Source organism: Arthrobacter sp., assembly GCF_031179985.1.
In the GTDB taxonomy this organism is placed as follows: Bacteria; Actinomycetota; Actinomycetes; order Actinomycetales; family Micrococcaceae; genus Arthrobacter.
Map to the genome: position 1 here is coordinate 1 of NZ_JAPSHJ010000103.1, position 4,140 is coordinate 4,140.

The window sequence follows — 4,140 nt, forward strand, 5'->3', positions numbered from 1 at the left end:
GCGCTCCTGCCCGATGACCCTGCTACTCCCGAACCGGCCGACTGGTTTTCCCGGGAAGAGCTTGAGGTTGTGCGCCTGTCAAGCAAGTCGCACTGGGATGTTCCGGTGAAGGTCGGCCGCGAAACGGTCCACGTGCTCGCGTCGCACCCGACGCCGCCAACCTTCGACGGACCGGAGGACCGGAACGGTCGCCGCAACCACGACGAAATCCGTTTCTGGGCCGATTACATCACGCCGGGTAAGTCGGGATACGTCGTCGACGACGAAGGTGAAAAGGGAGGGCTCCGGCCAAGCGAGCCGTTTGTCATCGTCGGTGACCAGAACGCGGATCCAGCCGACGGCGACTCCGTAAACGCCGCCATCAACCAACTCCTTGGATCCAAGCGGATTGTCGACCCGTTGCCGGTTTCCGATGGAGCAGGAGAGGCGGCAACCTTGCAGGGCCGCGCCAATGCCACGCACAAAGGCGACCCACGCTACGACACCGCCGACTTTGCCGACACCTCACCGGGGAATTTGCGTGTTGACTACGTGTTGCCCTCAAGCAGGCTACGTGTGATGAATGCCGGGGTGTTCTGGCCAACCCAGGCCGACACTCTCTCGAGGCTTACCGGCGTTTTTCCCTTCCCCAGCAGTGATCACCGGCTCGTGTGGGTGGACCTGCAAATTCGGGGTTAACACCGGCAGGAAAGCGGCGGCTCTACGGTCCACTGTCCGGGGCGGCTTCGTCACGCTGCCTGACAGCAAGTGTGGCAGCGAAGCCTTCCGGAAGTCCGACACTGGCGGGGCTTATGTCTTCAAGTTTCCACAGCTTCGATCCGGACGGCGACCCAGGCACTGCGGGGGCCGATCCGGACACGTCAAGCAGCGAGGGGGCTGTTGCCAAGCCGGTCCCGAGGGCCTTGAGGACGGCTTCCTTGCGGCACCAGAGGCGTGTTTGGAAAGCGTTTCTCAAGGCGACAGGTACACGTTGTAGCTGGCTGCGCTCATTCGCGGACATCGCCAACTCCTCGAAACCAACAAAATCCGCTGAGGACCCGGTCTCGATGTCCACGCCGATACCGGCGATGCCCTCGTTGAGGCTGGCCGCGAGCAGGCACCAAGTTCCGGATCTGCTCAGGCTGACGTGGAGGCTGCCGATAGTGGTCTTGGAAGGAAGTTGATACCGAGGAAGCCCGTGTCCCTTGCCGTTGCGGTTCCTGCAGGAGGGGCAGAAGTAGTCCGCCTTTAAAGATGCAGGGTTGTCACCGGTCAGCGCGCTGATGTGGAGGCGCAAAGCTATCCGGCCGGCAACGAACCTCTCCCGCAGGCCGCGGGATCGGAACGTGTCGGCCCGGGCCAGCTCTGCCCCGTCCAGCATGTGCTCCTGCCCAAGGTCGACGTCAGCCAGTCGCACGGCTGCCAGGGATATCCCGTGGTGGGCGTCGGCGGGCATCATGGAAGTGGCGGGAGCACTGTCCGGTAGAGCCAGGGCATGAGGATGGCGCTTGCGCTGAATCCCGCTATCCCGCCACATGATCGGTCGGCAAGGTCCACGAACTTGGCTGTCGTGACTCCGCCGTGGCGGTAGCTGTCCGTCCACTTACGGAGGAATTCGAAGAAGAGGACGTCGCCGGCCGCCAGCCGCAGGGCGTGGAGTGCCAGGGCGCCGCGCTTGTAGACCCGGTCATCGAACATCAGCTCCGGCGAGGGGTCGCCCACCACAAGATCCTGGGCCTGGTCGGAGAGTCCCTGCCAGGCTGCCCTGGCCCTGTCCTGTGCCGAAAGGTTCCCGGAGGCCTCGGACCATATCCACTCGGCGTAGCAGGCGAACCCTTCGTGCAACCAGATGTCAGCCCAGGTGCTGGCGGTCAGGGAGTTCCCAAACCACTGATGGGCCAGTTCGTGGGCGATGAGCCGCTGCTCATTCCATTCCTGGCGAAGATGGTTGGGACCAAATACGGACAGGGACTGGGCTTCCAGCGGGATCTCAAGGGCGTCGTCCGCCACCACAACGGTGTAGTTGGCAAAAGGATACGGGCCGAAGCAGGTTTCGAAGGTTTCCATCATTTGCCCCTGGCGGGCCAGCGCAGCAGTGGCGGATGCCATCAGGGCCGGAGGCGCCGCGACGTACTGCGGTACGGGGTCATGCCGGCCGTCCGGGACACCAGCCCGGTGCGTCGAAGCCGGGAGCGGGGTATTCAATGGCCGGAGGTCATAGCGGCCGATCTGTACAGTGGCCAGGTAGGTGGCCATGGGTTCGGCCTGTTCGAAAACCCAGGTTTGCCGGCTGGCTTTTGCGTGGCGGGAGACCAGGACACCGTTACAGATCACCCTGTAGTTGGCCTCGGTGGTGATGGTGTAGCCGAAGCTGGCCTTTTGGCTGGGATGGTCATTGCAGGGAAACCAGGACGGCGCGCCGGTGGGCTGACCGGCGACGAGGACTCCGTCAGTGAGCTCTTCCCAGCCCACCTCGCCCCAATCGCCGGTTATTGGCCCGGGTGTTCCGTCATAGCGGATGTCAAGACTGAAGTCAGTGCCGGTGGGAAGCGGATCAGCCGGAACGATGATCAGCTGGTTTCCGCGCTGGCTGAACCGCCGGACACGCCGCCCATCCAATTGGACCTTCAGCACCCGCAGCCCTGAAAGGTTCAGGGTTATCGTGTCCATGGACGTTGACGACCGCGCGGTAATGGCGGCGTGACCGGACAACCGATTGGTCGCCACCCGGTAGTCCAGGTAAAGCTCGTAGCGGGAAACCTGGTAATCCGCAGACCCATGCCCGGGCGTGTAGGGATCGGGCAGCGGGCGGGAAGCGGGCCGCCCGCCTGCCGTGCCCAGCGGATGCTCTCGGTGTGCGGTCACTTTAGCTGGGCCTCCAGGGCAGGAACGGTAGTGGCGGGGGAGGCCCACGGGCTGACCGGGTTACCGATCCAGTAGCTGGCGGCCGGTACGGTCTCACCCCGCATCACCAGTGATGCCGGCCCAACAGTACCGCCTGCACCGATCCGGGCAGCCGGCAAAATGACCCCGTGCGGACCCATGGTTGCCCCCGGTTCCAGCGTAACCGTATCGATACTCATCACGCGGTCGTGGAACAAGTGGGTCTGGATGACGCAGCCGCGGTTTACGGTGGAGTTCGCCCCGAGCGTGACCAGGTCCGCCTCCGGCAGCCAGTAGCTCTCGCACCAGGCACCGGAACCGATTTTGGCCCCGAGACCGCGCAGCCACCAGACGAGGGCCGGTGTGCCGGCGGCCGCACGGGCAAACCACGGCGCAGTCACCATTTCTATGAAAGTGTCCACCACCTCGTTGCGCCAGATGAACGAACTCCACAGGGGGTGCTCGCGTGCACGGATCCGGCCCACGAGCAGCCACTTGGCCGCCAGCGAACTTGCCGCGGCCACACCGCCGGCAGCGAGGAGGACGGGCGCCCCGAGCAACGCGGCGGCCACGTAACCGGCATAACCGGCCAACCAGTCAAGGACCAACAGAACCGCCACGGCAATGGCGACCGTGAGGACCACCGGAACAGCCCGGCAGAGTTCCCAGCACGCGCGGTAGATTTTGAGCCGCAGTGGCGGGTTGAAGGTCAGGCTCTGATCCATCTCCATCCGGGCACGGCGCAGCCGCACCGGAGGGCTGCCCAGCCAGGACGTACCGGACTTGGCCTTCGCCGGCGTCGCAGACAGTACGGCAACCAGCGAATTCTTGGGCACGCTGCGTCCCGCCCCCGTCATTCCCGAGTTGCCGAGGAACGCGCGCTTGCCGATCTTCGCCGGAGCAATCCGCATCCAGCCGCCGCCGAGTTCGTAGGAGGCGATCATCGTGTCATCGGCGAGGAACGCCCCGTCCCCCACCGTGGTCATGGAAGGCAGCAGCAGCACCGTCGAGGCTTCCACGTTCCGGCCCACCTTGGCGCCGAGCAGCCGCAGCCAGACCGGCGTGAAGAGGCTCGCGTAAATCGGAAAGAGCAGGTCCCGTGCCATATCCAGGACCCGCTCGATGGCCCACACCCGCCAGCCGGTGAAGCTGCCCACGCGGTAATGGCCTTCACGCAGTCCAAGGCTTAGCAGACGTACGACGGCGGCAACCAGGACCATGTTGGACACAAACCAAAGTGCCGCCGCGAGGGGGACCGCCCAAAGCAGCGCCGCGCCG

4 protein-coding genes are annotated in these 4,140 nt (G+C 64.8%); 1 reads left to right on the forward strand and 3 read right to left on the reverse strand.

Annotated features, from left to right (window positions below):
* Nucleotides 1-678 (forward strand): endonuclease/exonuclease/phosphatase family protein (locus RIN13_RS20280; protein WP_309109115.1); only part of this gene is annotated, 678 nt, incomplete at its 5' end.
* Nucleotides 679-700: 22 nt separating this feature from the next.
* Here RIN13_RS20280 and RIN13_RS20285 read toward each other — a convergent pair.
* From RIN13_RS20285 to RIN13_RS20295, 3 genes are all read right to left on the reverse strand, one after another.
* Entirely contained in the window at nt 701-1,438 is a 738-nt protein-coding gene (locus RIN13_RS20285; RefSeq protein ID WP_309109116.1) for a 4'-phosphopantetheinyl transferase superfamily protein, read from the reverse strand.
* Nucleotides 1,435-2,820, reverse strand: a complete 1,386-nt coding sequence (locus tag RIN13_RS20290) for a M1 family metallopeptidase (RefSeq protein ID WP_309109117.1) — start codon at nt 2,818-2,820, stop codon at nt 1,435-1,437. The genes RIN13_RS20285 and RIN13_RS20290 overlap by 4 nt, the downstream gene beginning before the upstream one ends.
* A gap of 20 nt (nt 2,821-2,840) precedes the next feature.
* Nucleotides 2,841-4,140 (reverse strand): Pls/PosA family non-ribosomal peptide synthetase (locus RIN13_RS20295; RefSeq protein ID WP_375164806.1); only part of this gene is annotated, 1,300 nt, incomplete at its 5' end.

Excerpts from the sequence above, each read along its gene's own strand:
- RIN13_RS20285 (WP_309109116.1), bottom strand. The coding sequence starts at position 1,438 with ATGATGCCCGCCGACGCCCACCACGGGATATCCCTGGCAGCCGTGCGA.